20 protein-coding genes and 1 tRNA gene are annotated in these 20412 nt (G+C 68.6%); 8 read left to right on the top strand and 13 right to left on the bottom strand.

What is annotated here, in order from left to right; translation table 11 throughout:
- Positions 1-16: 16 nt before the first annotated feature.
- Positions 17-775 carry an alpha/beta hydrolase gene (locus CA982_RS07405; protein ID WP_143412531.1) on the bottom strand — a complete coding sequence of 253 codons (759 nt, stop codon included), beginning with the start codon at positions 773-775 and terminating at the stop codon, positions 17-19.
- Between CA982_RS07405 and pgm the strand changes: the two genes are divergently transcribed.
- From pgm to CA982_RS07385, 4 genes are all read left to right on the top strand, one after another.
- On the top strand, positions 774-2417 hold the full coding sequence (gene pgm / locus CA982_RS07400) for a phosphoglucomutase (alpha-D-glucose-1,6-bisphosphate-dependent) (protein ID WP_086534668.1): 1644 nt from the start codon (positions 774-776) through the stop codon (positions 2415-2417). The two genes, CA982_RS07405 and pgm, sit on opposite strands and share 2 nt — an antisense overlap.
- Positions 2418-2522: 105 nt before the next feature.
- Complete coding sequence (locus tag CA982_RS07395; protein WP_086534667.1) at positions 2523-3275, top strand: DsbA family protein; 753 nt, start codon at positions 2523-2525, stop codon at positions 3273-3275.
- Positions 3276-3403: 128 nt separating this feature from the next.
- Positions 3404-3476, top strand: a tRNA-Ala gene (locus tag CA982_RS07390).
- Positions 3477-3658: 182 nt separating this feature from the next.
- A complete protein-coding gene (locus tag CA982_RS07385; protein ID WP_086534666.1) occupies positions 3659-4777 on the top strand; it encodes a class II histone deacetylase in 1119 nt (372 codons plus the stop codon).
- Here the strand turns inward: CA982_RS07385 and CA982_RS07380 are convergent.
- The 4 genes from CA982_RS07380 to CA982_RS07365 form a co-directional block, all read right to left on the bottom strand.
- On the bottom strand, positions 4774-5802 hold the full coding sequence (locus CA982_RS07380; protein ID WP_086534665.1) for a helix-turn-helix transcriptional regulator: 1029 nt from the start codon (positions 5800-5802) through the stop codon (positions 4774-4776). The two genes, CA982_RS07385 and CA982_RS07380, sit on opposite strands and share 4 nt — an antisense overlap.
- Before the next feature lie 121 nt (positions 5803-5923).
- Complete coding sequence (locus CA982_RS07375) at positions 5924-6223, bottom strand: YciI family protein (RefSeq protein WP_086534664.1); 300 nt, start codon at positions 6221-6223, stop codon at positions 5924-5926.
- Between the two features lie 18 nt (positions 6224-6241).
- Positions 6242-6775 carry an SRPBCC domain-containing protein gene (locus CA982_RS07370; protein WP_086534663.1) on the bottom strand — a complete coding sequence of 178 codons (534 nt, stop codon included), beginning with the start codon at positions 6773-6775 and terminating at the stop codon, positions 6242-6244.
- The gene (locus tag CA982_RS07365) at positions 6765-7118 is read right to left on the bottom strand and encodes an ArsR/SmtB family transcription factor (RefSeq protein WP_086534662.1); all 354 of its coding nucleotides are present in this window, start codon (positions 7116-7118) and stop codon (positions 6765-6767) included. The genes CA982_RS07370 and CA982_RS07365 overlap by 11 nt, the downstream gene beginning before the upstream one ends.
- A 284-nt stretch (positions 7119-7402) precedes the next feature.
- On the opposite strand from CA982_RS07365, the gene CA982_RS07360 reads away from it, so the two are divergent.
- Entirely contained in the window at positions 7403-8131 is a 729-nt protein-coding gene (locus CA982_RS07360; protein WP_086534729.1) for an alpha/beta fold hydrolase, read from the top strand.
- On the opposite strand, the gene CA982_RS07355 is transcribed toward CA982_RS07360, so the two are convergent.
- The 7 genes from CA982_RS07355 to CA982_RS07325 all read right to left on the bottom strand — a co-directional run bounded on the left by CA982_RS07355 (position 8112) and on the right by CA982_RS07325 (position 16197).
- Positions 8112-9086 (bottom strand): hypothetical protein, encoded by a 975-nt coding sequence (locus CA982_RS07355; RefSeq protein WP_086534661.1) that lies wholly within the window; start codon positions 9084-9086, stop codon positions 8112-8114. The two genes, CA982_RS07360 and CA982_RS07355, sit on opposite strands and share 20 nt — an antisense overlap.
- Positions 9087-9195: 109 nt before the next feature.
- Positions 9196-9573, bottom strand: coding sequence for a VOC family protein (locus CA982_RS07350; protein WP_086534660.1), 378 nt, complete (start codon positions 9571-9573; stop codon positions 9196-9198).
- Between the two features lie 49 nt (positions 9574-9622).
- The gene (locus tag CA982_RS07345; protein ID WP_086534728.1) at positions 9623-10480 is read right to left on the bottom strand and encodes an SCO6745 family protein; all 858 of its coding nucleotides are present in this window, start codon (positions 10478-10480) and stop codon (positions 9623-9625) included.
- A 236-nt stretch (positions 10481-10716) separates the two neighbouring features.
- Complete coding sequence (locus tag CA982_RS07340) at positions 10717-12000, bottom strand: vWA domain-containing protein (protein ID WP_086534659.1); 1284 nt, start codon at positions 11998-12000, stop codon at positions 10717-10719.
- Positions 11997-13175, bottom strand: coding sequence for an AAA family ATPase (locus CA982_RS07335; protein ID WP_208617908.1), 1179 nt, complete (start codon positions 13173-13175; stop codon positions 11997-11999). The genes CA982_RS07340 and CA982_RS07335 overlap by 4 nt, the downstream gene beginning before the upstream one ends.
- Positions 13176-13299: 124 nt before the next feature.
- On the bottom strand, positions 13300-14643 hold the full coding sequence (locus CA982_RS07330; protein WP_244176157.1) for a hypothetical protein: 1344 nt from the start codon (positions 14641-14643) through the stop codon (positions 13300-13302).
- A gap of 354 nt (positions 14644-14997) precedes the next feature.
- Positions 14998-16197, bottom strand: a complete 1200-nt coding sequence (locus CA982_RS07325; protein WP_086534657.1) for an NAD(P)/FAD-dependent oxidoreductase — start codon at positions 16195-16197, stop codon at positions 14998-15000.
- A gap of 136 nt (positions 16198-16333) precedes the next feature.
- On the opposite strand from CA982_RS07325, the gene CA982_RS07320 reads away from it, so the two are divergent.
- Positions 16334-17995 carry an ABC-F family ATP-binding cassette domain-containing protein gene (locus tag CA982_RS07320; RefSeq protein ID WP_086534656.1) on the top strand — a complete coding sequence of 554 codons (1662 nt, stop codon included), beginning with the start codon at positions 16334-16336 and terminating at the stop codon, positions 17993-17995.
- Between the two features lie 13 nt (positions 17996-18008).
- Here the strand turns inward: CA982_RS07320 and CA982_RS07315 are convergent, their stop codons facing one another.
- Complete coding sequence (locus CA982_RS07315) at positions 18009-19379, bottom strand: LLM class flavin-dependent oxidoreductase (RefSeq protein ID WP_086534655.1); 1371 nt, start codon at positions 19377-19379, stop codon at positions 18009-18011.
- Between the two features lie 166 nt (positions 19380-19545).
- Between CA982_RS07315 and CA982_RS07310 the strand changes: the two genes are divergently transcribed.
- Together CA982_RS07310 and CA982_RS07305 are read left to right on the top strand one after the other, a co-directional pair.
- The gene (locus CA982_RS07310; RefSeq protein WP_086534654.1) at positions 19546-19917 is read left to right on the top strand and encodes an ArsR/SmtB family transcription factor; all 372 of its coding nucleotides are present in this window, start codon (positions 19546-19548) and stop codon (positions 19915-19917) included.
- 3 nt (positions 19918-19920) lie between these two features.
- The gene (locus CA982_RS07305) at positions 19921-20409 is read left to right on the top strand and encodes an SRPBCC family protein (protein ID WP_086534653.1); all 489 of its coding nucleotides are present in this window, start codon (positions 19921-19923) and stop codon (positions 20407-20409) included.
- Positions 20410-20412 lie beyond the last annotated feature (3 nt).

Raw genomic sequence — 20412 nt, 5'->3', positions numbered from 1 at the left:
TCAGGCGCCGAACGTGTCAGGCGCCGCGGAGCGCGGACAGCCGTTCACCGACGAAGTCGAGCGCGCTGCGCTGCCAGAGCCCGATGTGGTCGAGCATGGCGTGACCGCCGCCGGGGACCGGGACGAACTCGGCGTCGACACCCAGTGCCGAGAGCTCGTCGATGCCCTTACGGGTCCGCTTCGCCAGCGTGCGGGTGTCCGCGTCGCCGTGCACCGCGACGACCCGCGCGCCGGGCTGGATGTGTCGCCAGTCGGCGAACTGCCACCACGGCGCCAGCCCGAGAACGCCAATGACCCGGCGGTCGGCGGCGAGATGGGCGGCCACGCGTCCGCCCATCGAGTGTCCGATCGCGACCACCGGCACGCCCGGGTGCCGTCGGCAGATATCGTCGAGTGCCGCACGGGCGGGGAGCATGGGCGAGTTCTCGTCGCCGTTCCAGCCGTACACGCGATAACCCACCTGGTGAACGCGCACCGACCGGCCGAAACGCACCCGTAGCGACCAGGTGAACGGGTACATGCGCAACGCGGACGGCTGCCAGGGACTGAAGGGTTGGTGGCTGCTGTCCGTTCCGCCCGGCAGGACGAGCACGAGCAGGCCGGGGGAGCGGCGTCCAGGTGACAACAGCCCCGGCAATCCCGAGATCAACATGTGTGCGGGCCCCTCCGATGCGGCGACGACGACCGTCTCACCGTAGCGATTCGGTTCCCGCGACCGGACGGATCGGTTCGTCAACCCGGCGAACGGCGCGTGGAGTGGCAGAATCGCGGTCATGGCACATCCTCGCGCTGGTACCTTGGCCCTGCCCGAAGACCTCGTCGATGTGGACGCCCTGGTGCGTGCCTATTACGACAACACACCCGATCCGTCAGACCCGTTGCAGCAGGTGGTGTTCGGGACGTCGGGGCACCGCGGGTCGAGCTTCGACAATGCCTTCAACGAAGCCCACATCCTCGCGACGACGCAGGCGATCGTCGACTACCGGCGGTCGGCCGGGATCTCCGGGCCGCTGTTCATCGGCTTCGACACGCACGCGCTGTCGGTGCCTGCCTGGCGCACCGCGCTCGAGGTCCTCGCGGCCAACGAGGTGACCGTCTACACCGCCGAGAGCGACTCGTTCACGCCGACGCCTGCGGTCAGTCGCGCCATCCTCACGTTCAACCGCGACAACCCCGGGGTGCTGTCCGACGGCATCGTCGTGACGCCGTCGCACAATCCGCCCCGCGACGGCGGGTTCAAGTACAACCCGCCGACCGGGGGACCGGCGGACACGTCGATCACCTCGGTGGTCGCGGCGCGGGCGAACGAGCTGCTCGAGCAGAAGCTCGACGGGGTCGCACGCATCCCGTTCGAACGGGCCCGCAGCGGCGAGTACGTGCACGACTACTCGTTCCTGCTCAACTACATCGACGGCCTCGGGGACGTGGTGGACATGAAGGCCATCCACGACGCGGGGATCCACATCGGCGCGGACCCGTTGGGCGGTGCGTCGGTCGGCTACTGGGCGCTGGTGGGACTGCGATACAACCTCGACCACCTCACGGTCGTGAACCCGACCGTGGACCCGACCTTCTCGTTCATGACCCTCGACACCGACGGCAAGATCCGGATGGACTGTTCGTCGGCCAACGCGATGGCATCGCTGATCTCCGCCCGTGACTCCTACGACATCGCGACCGGCAACGACGCCGACTCGGACCGCCACGGCATCGTCACGCCCGACGCCGGCCTGATGAACCCGAACCACTACCTCGCGGTCGCGATCGACTACCTGTTCACCCATCGTCCGCAGTGGTCGGAGTCGGCGGCCGTCGGGAAGACGCTCGTGTCCTCGTCGCTGATCGACCGAGTGGTCGCCGGGATCGGCCGCCCGCTGCTCGAGGTCCCGGTGGGCTTCAAGTGGTTCGTCGACGGCCTGCTGAACGGTCGCGTCGCCTTCGGCGGTGAGGAGAGCGCCGGGGCGTCCTTCCTGACGTTCGACGGCAGCCCGTGGTCGACGGACAAGGACGGCATCATCATGGCGCTGCTCGCATCGGAGATCCTCGCGGTGACGGGCAAGACGCCGTCGCAGCGGTATGCCGAACTCGCCGAGGAGTACGGCACGACGGCCTACGCACGGATCGACGCACCGGCCAGCCGGGAGCAGAAGGCGGTGCTGGCGAAGTTGTCGCCGGAGCAGGTGACCGCGACCGAACTGGCCGGCGAACCCATCTCGGCGATCATGACGACGGCGCCGGGCAACGGCGCCCCGATCGGTGGCCTGAAGGTGACGACCGAGAACGCCTGGTTCGCGGCGCGTCCGTCGGGTACCGAGGACGTGTACAAGATCTACGCCGAATCATTTAAGGGCGCAGAGCATCTCGCGCAGGTGCAACAGGAGGCGCAGCAGGTCGTCGACGCGGCTCTGGGGAGCTGACCGGGTCACCGCGACCGGTTCGCCACGCTTCCGCGGCGGTCACCGGCGGCCCGGGGTCGCCCATCCCTCAGACAATTTTCAGCGCGACGCCGTTATTGTCGGAATGTGAGCAAGAAGCGCAAGCCGGGAGCATCGGTGCCCCGCACCTCCAACTCGAAGTATCAGCCGAGCGCGCCGTCGAACACGATGACGTACGTGCTCGGCGGCGTGGCCATCCTCGTGATCGCGGGCCTCGTGATCGGCGGGATCTGGTGGAGCGGACGCGGCAAGGGCGAGACCGACCAGGCCGCGCTGGCGTCGAGTTCGACGATGATCGTGGGTCCGGAGACCGCTCCGCTGATCGACGTCTTCGAGGACCCCATGTGTCCGGTGTGCAAGGCCTTCGAACAGCAGTCCGGGCCGGCAATCACCAAGGCCGTCACCGAGGGCAAGCTCCGCGTGCGCTACCACACGCTGCACTTCCTGGACTCGCGATCGGCGACGGGTGACTACAGCTCGCGCGCGGCCGGCGCGCTGGCCTGTGTGGCCGACGAGCAGAACACCGATCTGTTCCTGCGGTTCCACAGCGCGCTGTTCGCCGCCCAGCCGCCCGAGGACGGCACCGGCAACATCACCAGCCCGGAACTCGCGCGCCTGGCGACCGAACAGGGCGCGACCCCGGCGACCGCGACCTGCATCACCGACAACGCGAAGGTCGCCCAGGCCAAGGAGAACGCGCAGAAGTCGACCGATGAACTGTCGAAGGCGACCGGCGGGCAGGTCGGCACCCCGACCGTGCTGCACGACGGCGAGCCGGTCAACGGGGTGCTCGAGGGCACCGGCTGGCTCGACAGCATCCTGGGCGGTGGCAACTCCTGAGGGGCAACTCCTGAGTCGCGGGACGCCGACTCGACACCAACCGGGTCGGCGTCCTGGCGATTTGGCTGGTATCGCCGAGATGGTGTAACTTCGCCAGTGCCCTTGAACAGGGCGGAACAACAAAATACGGGGCTATGGCGCAGCTGGTAGCGCACCACACTGGCAGTGTGGGGGTCAGGGGTTCGAGTCCCCTTAGCTCCACCGAACGAAGCCCGTTCCGACATCTGTCGGGACGGGCTTTTCTCATGGGCCGCTCCGACACCCGACCGTCCCGTCCGCCGGCTCCCGGCTCGTCCCGTCTCGGTATTTGTACCGATGACAGCTGTCACCGCTCCGATGATGCTGTGTCCACCGACACACGGGTTGGGACGGAAGGAACGATCGTGGCAACGACCACCGGATACATCTGGAACACGCTCTATGGGTGGGCAGACACAGGCAGCGGCGGGATCTTCCCGCCCAGCGTCGACGCACTGACGCAGCCGATCGCGCATCACGTCGCACACCCCGACACCAAACGACGGCTCCACGAGCTGATCAGTGCCTCCGGGCTGATCGACTCGCTGCGGCAACTCGAGCCGGGGCCTGCGACCCGCGAGGACATCCTCCGCGTCCACGACGCCGCTCACTACGAGCGCATCCTGAGCGAGAGCGCCCTCCCCAAGGGCGGCGACGCCGGTGACGGCGTGTCGCCGTTCGGCAACGGTGGCCACCACATCGCGCTGCTCGCGGCCGGGGGTGCAATCGAAGCCGTTCGCGCCGTCGCCGACGGTACCGTGCGAAACGCCTACGCACTGATCAATCCGCCGGGACACCACGCCGAGCGCGCCACCGGCCGCGGGTTCTGCATCTTCAACAACGGCGCGATCGCGGCGGCCCATGCGCTGGAAACGCTCGGGCTGCAACGGGTGGCGATTGTGGACTGGGATGTCCACCACGGGAACGGTGCCCAGGACATCTTCCGGGAGTCCTCGAAGGTGCTGAACATCTCGGTACACCAGGACCGCTGTTTCCCGTCCGACTCGGGATTCCGGGATGAGCGGGGTTCCGGCGACGGGTTCGGTTACACCCTCAACGTCCCACTGCCGCCCGGTGGGGGCAGCGGCGCATACGAGTACGCCTTCGACGCCGTGGTGCTGCCCGCATTGCGCGCGTACCGGCCCGAACTGATCATCGTGGCGAGCGGATTCGACGCATCGATGATGGACCCGCTGGCGCGGATGATGCTGCGCGCCGACGGATTCCGATCGCTGGCCCGCAAGATCATGGACGTGGCCGATGAGGTGGCCGACGGGAAGCTCGTCTGTCTCCAGGAGGGCGGTTACAGCCCGTACTACGTTCCCTTCTGCGGGCTGGCGGTGGTCGAGGAGCTCGCCGGCGTCTCGACCGGTACAGCCGATGCGTTCGCGCCGATCCTGGGTCCCATGGGCGGCGATGCCCTGCTCGCCCACGAGCGCGAGGCGGTCGACGCCGCGAAAGAGCTGCTGGCGGATATCACCTAGGGAAACGAGTCCCGGTAGATTCGCGCCAGTTCGGTGACGGGGGCTGTCGCGGGGCCGGGGATGACCGTGGCGGTCGCCGTCGCCCGGGCGGCCGCCTCGGTTCGCCGGTCCACCCCGAGCTTGCGTCGGATGTTCACCATGTGTGTGTGCACGGTCCGCGGACTGAGATCCAGTCCCGCGGCGATCGCGGCGTCGGTGCGCCCCACCATCAGCCCACTGAGCACTCGCACCTCCTGTCGACTCAGATGCCACACCTGCTCGGCGGTCACCGGCCAGGCGGTCACTCTGAGGTCGCCGAAGTCGCCCAGGGGTGAGAGCGTGACCCGGTACCAGGATCCCTGATGCCACCACAGGTGCCGGAGTTCACCGACGCCGCAGGCGACGACGTCGTCCATCACATGCACGAACGCGGCTTCGGCGACGAACGGAACGTCCACCGGACCCGCCGACCGGGTCCGAGCGCCCCGGCGCACGTAGACGGTGGACGGTGCCGGAGTGGCCGAGCCCGTCGGACCGGCCGACGGTGCTCGCCGAATGTCCTCGGTCACCTGGTCGGGCCGCAGGGCCAGCGCCAGCAAGCCCGACAGGTCGCGCGCCAGCGCGCGCTGCGGCGCCGCGAATGCGTCGGGGCGTCGGGCGGAGAAATGTGCGAGACCCACGTAGTCGCCACCGTCGAACAACTCGACCGTCATCCCGTCGGCGAAACCCTCGGCCCGCAGGTACTGCTCGAACAGCACGGTCCGGGTGAACTCTTCGCGGACCGTTCCGCCGACGTCGCTGATCGAGAGAGGCAGGCCGTCTGCGGGATTGAGCCGGCTGGTGAAGCCGACCTCGTAGTCACGAGGGAACAGGTGCTGCAAGGCCCAGGCCGAGCCCGCGGAGTACCCCACCCGGGACACGATCCGAGATCGTGCGCCCTCCGGCTGGTGGATGAGCAGCGCGGCGTCGAAGTGCACATGGCCCTGGAGCAGCCGCACTGCCCGCGTCAACTGACCCCGCGTCAGATCGGTTGCCGGATTGCCCATTTCGCCAGTGTAATGAGGTGGCGCAGGTGCCGCGGGAAGTCGGCGACATCAGGTCGGCGCGCTTCCCGGCAACGTACCGAGGGGTCTGCGGTCGACAGTGCTGCTGCGACGCTCTCGCCGGTCAGTCGCGTCCGATACCGACGGGCATGGGGAGTATCTCGACGCGGGCGAGACCCGAGGTGACGGCCGGGTCGGCAGCACTGATCGCCCGGACCTCGTCCTCGGAATCGGCGCGCACCACGCCCAGGCCCCAGTTCCCGGCCGGGTCGACCACCGGTCCGAAGATGACGGCGGTGCCGTCGGCGAGGAGCTTCGACCAGTACGCGCTGTGCCGACCCATGACGGCGGCCTCGTCGTCGGACATGTCCCCGGGCCCGAAGGTGGGCCTGGGCGGGACGAGTTTGTACACGAAGTGGGACATGAGTTGAGCCTTCCGAGGTCAGGGGAGGGTGGATTCGATGACGTCGACCGACGCCGCCAGGGCTGCGGCCCAGCCGTCGGAGTACGCGCCGGTGCTGTAACCGCCTGGGGCGGCGCAGTCTTCGCGCAACTGGTCCTCGGTGAGATGCTCCCAGCCACGGTGCTCCACGGACACTCGCGTCAGTGCCGGACCGAGAGCGGTGAACGCCAGCTCGACCTCGGTCGGCGCCGGGGTGTTCAACCACGACATGACAAACCGGTTCGGGGGCTCCCACACCGCGAGGCGACCCCATTCGGCGATGGTGCCGTCATCCCAGGTCTCGTAGACCCGACCGCCCGTGTACTCGTCGATCGTCACGGTGCGGGCCCGATCACCGCCGATCGACATCGGTTGCAGGGGCCACCAGACCCCGATGGTTCGGACGAACGTGGTGAAGACATGGACGAGATCACTGCGGACGGTGGTGGATTGGCGGATCGGTGGTCGTCGTAGCGGGAGAACGGCACCGCCATCGCGACGTGCGGTGTCGTCGACCTCGCGCTCACCCGGCACGGTTCGCCTCCTCGTCGTCGGTCAGCCCGCGTTCGGCCTCGACCATCTGCCGCGCGACGTCGAGGGACGACGCCCACATGCCGTCGAGCAGGTCGCGGAGTCCGTCGATGCCCTCGGGCCGGGTGCGGTAGATCCGGCGGGTTCCTTCACGCCGCTCGGCGAGCAACCCGGCATCTTTCAACACCGTGAGATGTTGGGAGATCGCGGTACGGCTGACATCGAAGCGTGCGGCTATGTCGCCCGCCGAAAGCTCCTCGCCGGACACGAGTTCGAGGATGGCCCGACGGCGAGGCTCGGCCATCGCGCGCAGGGCCTCGTCGACACCCGGCGCCTTGTCGGTCATGTCCAGAGTCCGATCGTATTGTTGCCGAGTGTCACGGCCCGGTCCAGGAGGGTCTGCAGGTCGTCGATGCGGGGGGCGTGAGAGGTGTTCTCGAAGAACACGACCGGTGCTCCCATGGTGACTCCTCGTGTCATCTTCGTCGTTAATGGCTAACGTTAGCGTTCGCTGACACATATCCGCAAGGAATCGAGGAGATCCGGTAGCCGGCGGACCGCTTGTCACGGTGGGACGAGTCGACCGGACGTACAGTGACCGTGTCGCGAGCCGATTCCGCAGGAGAAGAGATGACGACGACAGCGCCCCCGGTGTGGCTACTCCTCCCCGGAACCCCGCTGTCGCCGGCGGTCTGGGACGGGGTGCGTGCCGAGCTGTCGGGGAACGGGCACGTGATCACCCCCGAGATCGGGCCTCCGCCTGGCTATAGAGGTACCGGTCTGCAGCAACGGCTTGCCGAGGACGTCGCGGAGTCGGCCGCAACCGAAGCGCCCTGGCATGTGGTGGGCCATTCCTTCGGCGGGCAGGTCGCGCTCGAACTCGCGATCGCGCGGCCCGATCGCGTCTCGAGCCTCACCCTGTTGTGCACGCGAGACACGCCCTTCCCGGCATTCGACGCGGCGGCCGCCACCGTCGAAGCCGGGGCCGTCGATGTCGACGGCACGCTCCGACGCTGGTTCACCCCAGTCGAAGTGCGAGACGACGGGGCGGTCGTCCGGTACGCGCGCGACGCGGTGGCCACCGCGGACCGGGCATCCTGGGCGTCGGCGCTGCGCGCGATCGCGCACTTCGACTGTTCACAGCGCACAAGGTCGATCGCGTGTCCGGTTGCCATCGTCGCCGCCGAACACGACATGGTGTCCGACGTCGGCTCGATGGAGGCGATGCATCGTCGTATCACGCACTCGGAGTTCATCATCCGAGCCGGTGCCGGACACATGAGCATGTTCGACGACCCCGTCGCGCTGGCGCGGATGCTCCTCGGCGAACGGCGGGACTCTACGCAGCGTCGGAGATGATCTGTCGCTGCGCCGCGAACATCTCGGCCAGGTTGTTGTTGACCGCAGTGTCCACGGCGGGCGGGGTGTCGTCGACGGTGTTGTGCGTGACCGAGAACGACACGCCCCGCTCCTCGCCGATCACGAGAATCCCCGCGAGGTGGAGTTCCACCGTTCCGACCTCGTACTCGCCGGTCATCCGTACCGCCTTGTAGTCACTGTCGATCGGCAGGTCCACCTTCTCGAGCGTGAGCGCGACCGGCACGTCACCTTCGCCGAGTGTGAGTGTGAACGAGGAACAAGCGGACAGGATCTCGTCGAAGTCGTCGTAGCCGTTGTCGGCCGGTTTGGTGACATCGGCGCTGTAGTTGTCGAGTCCGAAGAGGATCTCGCTCGACGACGAGGTCTCGGTGAGTTCGCGCTCGGCTCGTTCGCCGGTGGTCTGCTGCGACTTGACCAGCGTCGCGCACTTCTCGTTGTCCACGGTGCTGCCGTCGTCGTCGGTGGCACCCGTCTCGGTGGTGAAATCGCCTGTGATATCGGGAAACTGGTCCTCGGGCAGAACGAGGTCGAGCGCCGAGGCGGTCGGCGTCGACCGCTCGTCCTCGCCCCCGCTCAGGGTCAGGGCCAGGACCACCGCCACGACGACGATCACGATGAGAACGAGTCCACCGCCGCCGATGAACCACCACTTCTTCCCACCGCCTGAGCGCGCGGGCGGCGGTTGCTGACCGAACTGCTGACCATACGGTTGCTGTCCGTACGGTTGCTGGCCATAGGGTTGCTGTACGTACGGCTGCTGGCCATAGGGTTGCTGTCCGTACGGTTGTCCGCCGTACGGTCCCGGGCTCGGCGGCTGGCCCGGAGTCGCCTGCGGCCCACCGGGCTGGTTGCCGCCTGCCGGCGGCCATCCGGGTTGCTGCGGCCCCTGCGGACCCATGGCGGTCGGCTGGTTGGGGTCGTAGGGACTGCCCACGGTCGGCTCCTCATGGTCGGTGACCTCGGGAGATTACCGCGTGTGGCGTGCCGGCCCATCGGGTTTCATGCGACCGAATGAGCGACGCTGCACGACCGGTCCCGAACGGTCACTGGAGGGTCGGCGGTGGGTACTTCGGCTCGTACAACGTGATCTCCCCGGCGCCGGGAACCTTGATCCCGACGGTCACGCCCCATCCCTCGTCGGTCGGAGTGCCGACGAATTCGGCGCCCCGCGCGGAGAGTTCGCCCATCGTCGACTCGAGGTCGTCGCACATGAACGACACATCGAACTTCTGATCGGTGCGGCCGGCGGTCCCTTCGTGCTCCCACTTGTCGGGGTGCGCGCCCAACTCGCTGGGGCCGGTCTGGAAGATCAGCCATCCGCCACCGGTGTCGACGTGTGGGAAGGCGAGGACATCGCGAAAAAAGGCGCGGGCGGCCTCCGGGTCGTCGCAGTAGATCAGTGTGTGTACCGCGGTGATCATGGCGGCCAGAGTAGTCGGCTCACCGGCGGAACCGGCCGGAATGCCGCGCTCAGGGGCGCGGCACCCCGATGGGATTGGGGAAGGGGATCACGCCACGATCGACGAGCGCACGTGACAGCGACCGGAGGACCCGGACGGTCCAGTCGGAGTCGGGCAGGGAACGGACGCTCGACGTGGCGAGGCGGTCGGTGGTCGCCTCGACCTGTTCGCGAAGGGCGGCGCCGCCGTCGGTCAGAGTTCCATCGCGAGAAAGGATTCCGATGTCCTCGAGGGAGCGGCGTGCGCTGTCCCACTGGTGGTCGGTCCAACCGCGATTGTCCTGGATGAGCGTCCGGTCGACGTGCCCGCCGGCGATGTGGGTCATCGACGCCTGCAGTCCGGTCAGGCCGGCGGCGGTAGCGGCCACGACATGACCGTCGCCGCGGTGTTCACGGAGAACGGTGGTGGCCAACCACAATCGCCCCAGCATCGACGCCGGTCGGGCAACGGAACTCCACGCGGCGGCCAGAGCCCGACCGTCGTGGGAGAGGGCGTCGACGGCATGTTCCAGATTGTCGGTGGCCCGGCGCAGGTCATCGGTCGATCCGGCCGACGCGTGCTCACCGAGGACTCGCTCGGCGGCGTCGAAACGAGCGTCGAGGGCACCCCGCGGAGTGATGCGAGTCCACACCTTGGGGATCGCTCGGGCGACCATCGCCGGGGCGAACCCGTAGAACAGCGCGGAGACCACTTCCGGCGGCGTCGCGCCGAGCGGGGCGGCGCGCCCGGCGAAGTAGCCGTTCCACCAGCCGGTCAGCCCGCTCTCGGCCATGACAGTCGCGAACAGCGGATCGAAGTAGCAGATCGCGTGGATCGGCTCATAGGCCCGCCACAGGATCCGCTCGGGGTTCACGTCTGACAGTGTCATCGGTTGCGTCACCTTCCCTGCGACTGGCCGCACCCAGATCTACCGGATCGTTCGGCCCCGCGTTTCGTCGGGCGGTGCTCGACGCGGATGACCATTCGACCGGGACGCGGCGGATCTGTCGGTGGTCCGGGGTTTTTCGTCCTCGTGAGCGCGCTCCGAGGGCAATATGCCCTTCGATCCTGCTGAGATGGACGGACATCGAGGAGCGGCGGGTCGTGAGGGCCCTTCGAGGCTCGTCACCGGCCCGGCTCGCCGATGCGCACGACCTGCGCCCAGTCGGGTGGCGCCGACCCGACGCCGGAATGGGCGCCACCCCCGTAACCGGACACGGGCGAGCCGGTGAGCGGGGCATACGCACGGTACTCGCGAGCGAAGAGCCCGACGATGGTGCGGCAGCCGGGCCGGTGGCTCGGCCACGGAGTGTGTCCGTCGGTCAAAGCGACGACAACGTCGGGTCGGGTGCGCAGTGCGGTGTCGAACCCGGTACGCAGGTCGGTCCCGCCGCCGCCGTGGAGCGGGATGTTCTCCGCGCGGCAGATGGGTTGCGCGACATGGGCCGCGGCGTCGCACGACACCACGGTGAGCAGATCGCGTCGGCCGCTGACGGCGCGTGAGATGGCGGCGAGCTCGACCAGCGCGCTGCCGAGTTCGGCGTCGCTGACCGATCCCGAGGTGTCGATCACGACGCTCACCTTCGGTGGGGTCCGTCGAAGGCTGGGAACGATCACACCGGTCAGCGCGACCGACCGTCTCGCCGGTCGCCCGAAGGTGTAGTCGTCGCCGACGCCGGAGGTCGACACCGCGGCCCGGATCGCGGCGCCCAACAGGGCCTGCCATGGCTGCGGCGGGTGCACGGCATCGCGTGCCCACCGGCGCCAGCCCGCCGGGACATCGCCCGCGCGGTCGGAGATCGCCGTCGCGACCGCGAACCGGACGGCGTCGCGCTCCTGGCCGCTCAGACCGTCGGCACCCTCCGGCCCCAGTTCCCACTCGCGATGGCCGCCGTGGCCTCCGCTACCGCACTCGAGCCAGGCCATCGCATCGGTTCGCGGACCCAGACTGAACCAGCGGAGGTAGTCCTCCATCAGCAACCCGGTGTCCAGGCCGAGTGCGGACGGATGCACCGCGTCGTCGGGCGTGACGAGCCCGGACCCGTACACGTCGTCGTTGATCTCGAAGTCGGCGGCGATGTTCATCCGCAACCGTTCCGCCGGGCTGTCGACGTCGTGATCCTCGGCGTACCGGTCGCACCGGCCGGCGTGATCCCGGAGCAGATGTGACACCTCGTGCACAAGGAGAGCGGCTATCTCCTCCTCGGGCCGGTTGGCGACGAAGGTCGGGGACAGGTAGCAGCGCCAGTAGCGGTCGACGCTCATGGTCCGGACGTGCGGCGACTCGATGAGGTGCAGGGCGTAGAGCGCGGTTGCCAGGTACGGCCGTGCGCGCACCGCGTGCAGGCGAGCCGCGTAGATCCGGTCCGACACCGACGGCGCCGGCACCGGTGCATCAGTCACCGTCATCGCATCCGGCCCGGTTCCGGCCGAGCCGCGACCCGCTCGGCGGCGTCGTCGGCGGCGCGGGACACCGACACCACCCCCGCCAGCTGGTCGATGGTGTCGGGGATCTGCCAGTCGTCCCGACGTAGCGTCGCCAGGGTGGTCGCCGGAACCACCACGAGATCCGGTGCGCCGGTCTGGACCGCGACGGCCAGCACCTCCCATGCGGCGTCCCATCGGGTCCGATCGGGTCGACGCCGGACCGCGGCGACGACGGCGTCGAGTGTCGCCTGACGCAGGTCACCTCGCTCGGGGAGTTGCGCCGCTGACGGATCGGCGAGCAGCGTTTCGGGATCCGGCAGATCCATGTGATCGATACTCGCCAGCAATTCGAAGCCGGGCCCGTCGCCGACCGTGCCGCGGATCAACAGCGACAGGACATCGGATGACGCGGAGGCGGCGGTGGCGAACGCGATCAGTCGCACCGTCGCGGCCCAGCTTCGCGGCGACGGCCAGGCGCCGCCCCGACGGGTCTGACTCCCGGGGAGCTTATGGACCAGCGCGGGGCGGGCCGCCAGTAACGTGCAGACGGCGCGGCGTGCGGAATCCACTGCACTGCTGAACTTCTCCGGGGCCAGCGTTGGTAGCGGCGTCGTGGGCCAGGTGCCGCCGAGGCCGCGGACCACAACGTCGTGATCGTGGGTCCAGTGCAGATGGACGAAGCGGTTGGCGAGTGGTGCACTCAGCTCCCAGCCGTCCGCCGCCGACGACGGCGGGTTGGCGGCGGCGACGATCCGCACCTCGGGAGGTAGTTGCAGGGCGCCCACTCGTCTCTCGAGCACCAGTCGCAGGAGCGCCGCCTGTACGGCGGGAGGTGCCGTGGAGAGCTCGTCGAGAAAAAGCAACCCACGGCCGGCATCGGCGAGGCGTACGGCCCAGTCGGGCGGGGCCATGGGAACGCCCCGGGTGGCCGGGTCATCGCCGATGATGGGTAGTCCGGAGAAGTCCGAGGGCTCGTGGACGCTCGCGATCACCGTCGTGAGGGGCAGGTCCAGCGAGGCGGCGAGTTGCGTCAGCGCCGCGGTCTTGCCAATCCCCGGTTCGCCCCACAGCAGGACCGGGAGGTCGGCGGCCACGGCGAGCGTGAGCGCTTCGAGCTGGTCATGGGACCGTTGTTCGGTGGTCGTCTCGTCGAGCATCGCGAGTAGGGCGGCGGCCCTGTCGAGTTGGGAGTCGACGGACTGTGCGTCGTCGGTGCTGTGTGTTGGTGTGGTCTCGGTGTTCTGGGGGAGTGGAGTCGAGGTCTGTGTGAGCACGTTTCACCTACGGGGTGTGAAAGGGAAAGGGATGACGGACGCCGGGTTCGAATGGCGTCGCGTGTCGCGGGCGAGCGCGCTGACGCCGGCCGATGTGCCCGCGGCTGCGGGGCCCGCCGGGAATGGATTGCGGGACCGGATCGATGACACCGGCGCGGTAGGCGTCGTAGATCTCCTGTTGCGCGCGGGTGGTTTCCACCGCATCGCGCAATGGTCCGTTCCGCAGGATCGCGTCCGGACCGAGTAGTCGCTCGACGATCGCCAGAGCGCCGTCGATGTCACCGAAATCGAGTCGTTCCTGTACTCCGGAGAGACAATCGGGCCGCCGGTGGGCGCGGTCGATGGCCTGTAGGCAGGCCAGGGGTGTGCCGGTGAGCGAGGCCAGCATCTGCTCGCGGCGAACCTCGTCGCGGTCATGGTCGAGTGCCGACAGGACGCCGTCCGCGATTCCGATCCGGTGTACTTCACCCCGACATCGGACCTCCTGAAAACCGGAGTCCTGAGCCATTTTTCGGGATTCTCGACGCGGATGACGGCCGGGCGCGAGTGCAGCTGCCACCAGCGGGTGTAGCTGATCGGGAGAGATCGCGCCGTGTCGGAGCAACTCGAGGTCCGGGAGAGTTCTGGTCGCGGCGTCGGGCAGCACCGGAAGAGCCGTGATCTGTCGTGATGCCGGAGCGACCACCCAGTCGGCAGCGGTGAGATCGGCGACGTCGCTGTGCAGAACCAGATCGCCCCGGGCTCCGAGTCGTATTCGTACACAACCGGATCGGCGCCCCTCGGCGCGGATCACCAAGGCGGCTTCGGCCGCCCACCGATCGACGGCGCAGCCGTCCGGCAGGTCACGCGGCGGGGGAGAAGTCGGCGGCGACGGTGATGAGTCGGCGCCGCAACGTATCCGGAACTCTCCTGCCCGGCGGACGTCCCACAGGTGTCGATGCAGGTCCAGCCGGTATCTGCGGTCCGGACGCGGGTGCGGATGTGGGTCGGGTGTCGACCCGTCCCACAGGGCCAGCGCCACTCGTTGTCCGGCGTCGGCCCACCGCGGTGGAGTTCGCGCCACGAGATACATCGAACCTGCTGTGCCGAAACGGCTTCCGGGATCGTGCCCATAGCGGGCAAGTGCGATGGTGAGGCCGGGCCGCAGGTGTCCGGCGGGACCCACCCGCGGCAGATGCCAGCGCAGCAGGTCGGGCGCGAGGTGGAGGAGGTCGTCCTGAAGGCGTTCGACCAGGTCGGAACCGGACCGTCGGCGGATGGCGTCGAGATCGACATCGGCGTCGAAACCTGCTGCGGCGCAAGCGCCGATCCAGTCACCGGCACGACGTGCAGCGGTGGCGGCTGCGATCATGGAGGGCGGTACCGCGAACTGACGGGCGCGGAGCCAGGGGGAGAGGCGGGGAGGTATTCCAGTCGTGGGCGGGAGGTGCATCAGCACTCACCGCGCACGACGTGGACCCCCAATCTTTGTTCAGAGGAAGTCAACACCTGACGAAATATACCGTGTCGCAGTCCTCTTGGCCAGAGGGGGAGGGTCCGATGCTCACTTCGTCATCGCTCGAGGCGTCCGCCGACCGCCTTCTGGACGAGCTTCGCGATGGTCTCCTCGGCCTGCGTGTCGATGGTGTCGACAGCGAAAGACGTGGTGCCTGGCGGGGAATGCGGCTTCTCGATTCCGAACCGATCACGGTGGGTGGACGCGCATTCACACCCGTCCACGCAGGATCGCGTTCCAGTAGAGGCGAGGAAGCACGTAGCGGTCGAAGGCCCACGCGCTCCGACGCGGTGTCAGCGGGTCGATCACCGACGGCAACGACGACGTGATGGTGCCCTCTCGGTCGAACTCGGCGGCGATCAGATGGTGGGCGTCGGTCGCGATCGGGGCGACCGTGTACCCGTCGTACGCCGTCAGTTCTTCGCCGGCCCGCGCGGCGGCGAGATTGTCGACGAGGATCGCGACCTGGCGTCGCAGACCGCCTCCGGACGGGTCGGTGGCGATCGCAGCACCGTCGCCGGCGCCCCAGATCGACGGATGGGTCCGGTGGCGGAGCGTATGGGGGTCGATGTCGACGAGTCCACGGTCGCGGGTGCCGGACAGACCCGAGTCGCTCACCAGGTCGGCTCCGCGGAACGGCGGGACGAGATGCAACATGTCGTACTGCACCTCCTCCGTCTGCGAGCCCGTCACCACGGTGACCCGACGATCAACCGGGTGCAGCCGGACGGCGCTGTCGAGCCGGACGCGGACGCCGAGTTCGTCGAGGCACTCCGACAGACGTGCGTCGAGGCCGTCGACGCCGAGCAGATGCGGCCGGTCGACGGTCAGGGTGATGTCGAGGGACTCGAGGATGCCGGCCCGCCGCCACTGGGCGGCGGCGAGGAACAGCGGTTTGAGTGTGGTGCCGGTGCAGCTGACCGGCGGTCGCGGGACGGTGAACACGGCCCGGCCGCCCCGCGGCATCGAGGTCACGAGGTCCCAGGTCTGTTCGGCTCGGTCGAGATAGTTGCTGGCGACCGCGGGGTCGGCGATCGCGAGATCGATTCCCGGCATCGCGTCGTGATCCGGCACGAGTCCGACGGCCAGGATGAGGTCTCGGTAGCCGATGTCGGCGCCGGAGGCACAGCGGATCGTCCGCTTGGCCGCATCGACGACGACGGCCGTGTCCCGAAGCCAGGTCACGCCGTCCGGCGTGACCGAGCGCTGGGTGCGCTCGGCATCACGAAGCGTCGCCTGGCCGCCGCCGACGTAGGAGAGGAGTGGACGGTAGGTGTGTACGGCCTGCGGTTCGATCACCGCGACGTCGGGGAAGCCCAGACGCAGCAGGCGCGCCGCGGCGCTGAGGCCGGCATTCCCGCCGCCGATGACGACGACGTCGAAGTGTCGGGTCTCGCGAGTTGAGGTCATGCGGGCGGATACCCGATGGGCAGGCCGGGAAAACGGGGTCGGGGAAGCCGGGCGGCCCGGAGAACGACGGGGCCCGGAGAACGCGGGCTCGTCTGCCGGCTCCGGACGGCCGAGGACGTGGTGCGACCATGGACCGATGACCGCCACGCTCGTCGCCAAGGACGTCGCCGGGGGATACGCCCACCGCGTCCTGTTCGATCACCTCGATCTCACCGTGGCGCCCGGGGACGTGATCGGCGTGGTCGGTGCGAACGGTGCCGGGAAGACGACACTTCTGCGGGTGCTCGCCGGTGACCTCGCACCCTTGGAGGGCACGGTCACGAGGGCGCCGAGCGATGCCTTCGTCGGATGGCTGCCACAGGAGCACGAGCGACTCCCCGGGGAGGTCGTGCGCGCGTATGTCGCACGTCGTACCGGGTGCGCAGCGGCCACCGCGGCGATGGACGCCGCGGCCGACGCGCTGGCCGATCCGGGCGCGGCGACGTCGGCAGATCCGGCCGAGGTGTACGCGGCCGCGCTCGACCACTGGCTGGCCACCGGGGCGGCCGATCTCGACGAGCGGCTCCCCGCCGTTCTCGCCGATCTCGGTCTCGGCGACGGCGTCATCGATCCGGACGCCACGTTGATGACGGATCTGTCCGGCGGCCAGGCCGCCCGGGTCGGGCTCGCCGCGCTGCTCTGCTCCCGGTTCGACATCGTGCTCCTCGACGAACCGACCAATGACCTCGATCTCGACGGTCTCGCCCGACTCGAGGAGGTCGTGGCGGGGATGCGTGGCGGCGTCGTCCTGGTCAGTCACGATCGAGAGTTCCTCGCGCGCAGCGTCACCCGGGTGCTCGAACTCGACCTCGCGCAGCACACCAGCACCGTGTACGGCGGTGGCTACGAGAGCTACCTCGAGGAACGTGCCGTCGCCCGTCGTCACCGCCGCGAGGAGTACGAGGAGTTCGCGGCCAGGAAGGCCGATCTCGTCGCCCGGGCGCGTACGCAACGCGAGTGGTCGAGTCAGGGTGTCCGCAACGCGATGCGCAAGGCGCCGGACAACGACAAGATCCGACGCCGCGCCGCAACGGAATCCAGTGAGAAGCAGGCGCAGAAGGTCCGGCAGATGGAGAGTCGGATCGCACGGCTGGACGAGGTCGCCGAACCGCGCAAGGAGTGGGTGCTGGAATTCACCATCGGCTCGGCGCCCCGCTCCAGTTCGGTGGTCGCCACCCTCAACGAAGCGGTGGTGCGGCAGGGCGATTTCGTACTGGGCCCGGTGTCGATACAGGTGAACGCCGGCGAACGCATCGGCATCACCGGCCACAATGGTGCCGGCAAGACGACGCTGCTGCGGCTGTTGCTCGGGCGGGTCGACCCCGACGAGGGGACCGCGCAACTCGGCGCCAACGTCGCGATCGGTGAGATCGACCAGGCACGTGGCCAGTTCACCGGTACCCGGCCGCTCGCCGAACGGTTCGAGACCCTCGTCCCCGAATTCTCCACCGCCGACGTGCGCACGCTGCTCGCCAAATTCGGCCTGCGGGCCGATCACGTCGATCGCCCGGTCGGTGAGCTGTCACCGGGCGAGCGCACCCGGGCCGGCCTGGCCCTGCTCCAGGCGCGTGGCACCAATGTCCTCGTCCTCGACGAGCCGACCAACCACCTCGACCTGCCGGCCATCGAACAACTCGAGGCCGCACTCGATTCCTACGACGGCGCAGTGCTTCTCGTGACCCACGATCGGCGCATGCTGGAAAACGTGCGTGTCGACCGACACTGGGACGTCGACGGCGGCCGGGTCGCTGAACGCTGAGGTCCTCCCCGCCTCAGCCCGCGAGCCGGGTGTCGACTCCGCGCACGTCCGCGGGCAGATCCTCCTCGGCACTCCCGAGTCCGAGGTGATCGCGCAGGGTCGTGCCCTCGTACTCCGTACGGAACAGGCCGCGGCGCTGTAACTCCGGGACCACGTAATCCACGAAGTCGTTGAAGGTCCCGGGCGTCTGGGCACTCGACACGATGAACCCGTCGGCCTCGCCGCCGGAGAACGACGCCTCGATCTGGTCCGCGACGTCGGCGGCCGTGCCGACGAACTGCGGCAGCAGGACTCCCTGCGCATAGAGCTTGCCGATGTCGCGGAGGGTGAGACTGTCCCGCTCGGAGAGGCGGCGGGCGACGTCGAACAGCCCCTGGGTGCCGCTCACCTGGATGTCTTCGACGGGGGCGTCGAGATCGTAGGCGGAGAAATCGTGGTCGGTGTGGACCGACAGCGTGATCAGGCCCGAGATCGGATCGGCGAGTTCGTTGTGGAAGGCCTGCTTCTCCCGGGCGATCGACTCGGTTTCGCCGATGAACGGGATGAAGGAGGGGAAGATCTTGACGTGGTCGGGGTTTCGGCCGAAGTTCACCGCCCTCGACTTCACGTCGTCGTAATAGGCGCGACGCCCCTCCGGGGTCGGGTCGATCTCGAAGATGGCCTCGGCCCACCGCGCGGCGAAGTCCTTGCCGGTGTTCGACGACCCCGCCTGGATGAGGACCGGCCGATGCTGCGGTGAGCGCGGCTGGTTGAGCGGACCCCGCGTGCGGTAGTGCGTGCCCTCGTGGTCGACGGTGTGGATCTTCGACGGGTCCGCCCAGACGCCGGACTCCTTGTCCGCCGTGACGGCATCGGCATCCCAGCTCGACCACAGCTTGATCGCCGTGCTCACGAACTCCTCGGCGCGCACGTACCGCTCGTCGTGTTCCACGTGCTCGTCGAAGCCGAAGTTCTGGGCCTCGGCCTGTGACAGCGACGTCACGATGTTCCAGGCGATGCGCCCGCGGGTGAGGTGGTCGAGGGAGCCGAAGACGCGCGCGAGCTCGTAGGGGTGGAAGTAGGTGGTGGACTTCGTCACCGCGATGCCGAGCCGGTTGGTGACCGCGGCGATGCTCGCCGCCACCAGACTCGGGTCGATGGTCGCCGCGGCCTGCGTGCCGCGCCGGAAAGGTTCGGACTGATCGCCCCCGAACCGGACCGGGGCGGCGAGCAGATCGGCGAAGAAGGCGAAGTCGAACTTGCCGCGCTCGAGGATTCGCCCCACCCGGTGATAGTGGTCGGGCCCGAAATAGTCCGTCACCGAGCCGGGGTGGCGCCACGCGGCGTGCGAGTGGGTGACGGGGGAGGCGATCAAGAATCCACCGAGATGGAGCTGACGAGTCACGGGTTGGTGTCCTTCGGGTCTGAGTCGCCGGGGCGATGAGGGGCCGCCACAAGCGGAGAGACGGTCGGGACAAGTCAAGGCCCGGCGACCGCCGAGGGCCAGGGTTGAGCCCGGTGTGATCGCAACAGTCCCTTGACATACAACCGATGGGTTGTATGTTGGAGGAGTGACCGAGAACGCGGGCGACCCGAGCGACGAGGACCGGGCCGACGCTCTGTTCCACGCACTGTCGGATCGCACCCGTCGCGACATCCTGCGACGTGTGCTCGCCGGTGAACACTCGGTCTCGGTGCTGGCCGCGAAATACGACATGAGCTTCGCGGCGGTGCAGAAGCACGTCGCCGTCCTGGAGAAGGCCGGCCTGCTCACCAAGCGTCGTCACGGGCGCGAGCAGCTGGCCAGTGGCGACGTCGCGGCAGTGCGCTCGGTGGCATCGATGCTCACCGAGCTCGAACAGGTGTGGCGCGGTCGTATCGCCCGCATCGACGATCTGCTCTCACTCGAATCACCCTCACCCACAATCCCATCGGAGGAATGAACAATGCCTGTCATCGACGTGACGCCGGACCTCGACGCCCGCACCATCACCATCAATGCCGAATTCGCGGCGCCGATCGACCGCGTGTGGCAGATCTATGCCGACCCGCGCCAGCTCGAGAAGATCTGGGGTCCGCCGACTTACCCCGCCACCGTCGTCGAACACGACCTCCGCCCCGGCGGGCGGGTCACCTACTACATGACGAGTCCGGAAGGGGAGAAGTTCGGCGGTTACTGGAAGGTCGAGTCCGTCGACGAGCCCACCGGCTTCACCTTTCTCGACGGGTTCGCCGATGGGGACCTCAACCCGATCACCGACATGCCGGAGTCCCGGAACTCGTACGCGTTCATCGAGAAGGACGGCACGACGGTCGCCACGTACATCAGCACCTACGACTCGGCCGAGGCATTGCAGAAGGTGCTCGACATGGGCGTCGTCGAAGGAGCGTCGTCGGCGATCAACCAGATCGACGAGTTCCTCTCCGCATCCTGAGGC

It is taken from the genome of Gordonia lacunae, assembly GCF_002149015.1.
Taxonomy (GTDB): domain Bacteria; phylum Actinomycetota; class Actinomycetes; order Mycobacteriales; family Mycobacteriaceae; genus Gordonia; species Gordonia lacunae.
The sequence above is the reverse complement of the archived record's forward strand: the minus strand, read 5'-3'. Positions and strand labels throughout refer to the sequence as shown.

Bases quoted from the DNA above. Each gene is read 5' to 3' on its own strand.
- pgm (WP_086534668.1), top strand. From the start codon at position 774: ATGGCACATCCTCGCGCTGGTACCTTGGCCCTGCCCGAAGACCTCGTC.
- CA982_RS07405 (WP_143412531.1), bottom strand. From the start codon at position 775: ATGACCGCGATTCTGCCACTCCACGCGCCGTTCGCCGGGTTGACGAAC.
- CA982_RS07380 (WP_086534665.1), bottom strand. From the start codon at position 5,802: ATGGGCAATCCGGCAACCGATCTGACGCGGGGTCAGTTGACGCGGGCA.
- CA982_RS07375 (WP_086534664.1), bottom strand. From the start codon at position 6,223: ATGTCCCACTTCGTGTACAAACTCGTCCCGCCCAGGCCCACCTTCGGG.
- CA982_RS07365 (WP_086534662.1), bottom strand. From the start codon at position 7,118: ATGACCGACAAGGCGCCGGGTGTCGACGAGGCCCTGCGCGCGATGGCC.
- CA982_RS07360 (WP_086534729.1), top strand. From the start codon at position 7,403: ATGACGACGACAGCGCCCCCGGTGTGGCTACTCCTCCCCGGAACCCCG.
- CA982_RS07350 (WP_086534660.1), bottom strand. From the start codon at position 9,573: ATGATCACCGCGGTACACACACTGATCTACTGCGACGACCCGGAGGCC.
- CA982_RS07345 (WP_086534728.1), bottom strand. From the start codon at position 10,480: ATGACACTGTCAGACGTGAACCCCGAGCGGATCCTGTGGCGGGCCTAT.
- CA982_RS07340 (WP_086534659.1), bottom strand. From the start codon at position 12,000: ATGACGGTGACTGATGCACCGGTGCCGGCGCCGTCGGTGTCGGACCGG.
- CA982_RS07335 (WP_208617908.1), bottom strand. From the start codon at position 13,175: ATGCTCGACGAGACGACCACCGAACAACGGTCCCATGACCAGCTCGAA.
- CA982_RS07330 (WP_244176157.1), bottom strand. From the start codon at position 14,643: ATGATCGCAGCCGCCACCGCTGCACGTCGTGCCGGTGACTGGATCGGC.
- CA982_RS07325 (WP_086534657.1), bottom strand. From the start codon at position 16,197: ATGACCTCAACTCGCGAGACCCGACACTTCGACGTCGTCGTCATCGGC.
- CA982_RS07320 (WP_086534656.1), top strand. From the start codon at position 16,334: ATGACCGCCACGCTCGTCGCCAAGGACGTCGCCGGGGGATACGCCCAC.
- CA982_RS07305 (WP_086534653.1), top strand. From the start codon at position 19,921: ATGCCTGTCATCGACGTGACGCCGGACCTCGACGCCCGCACCATCACC.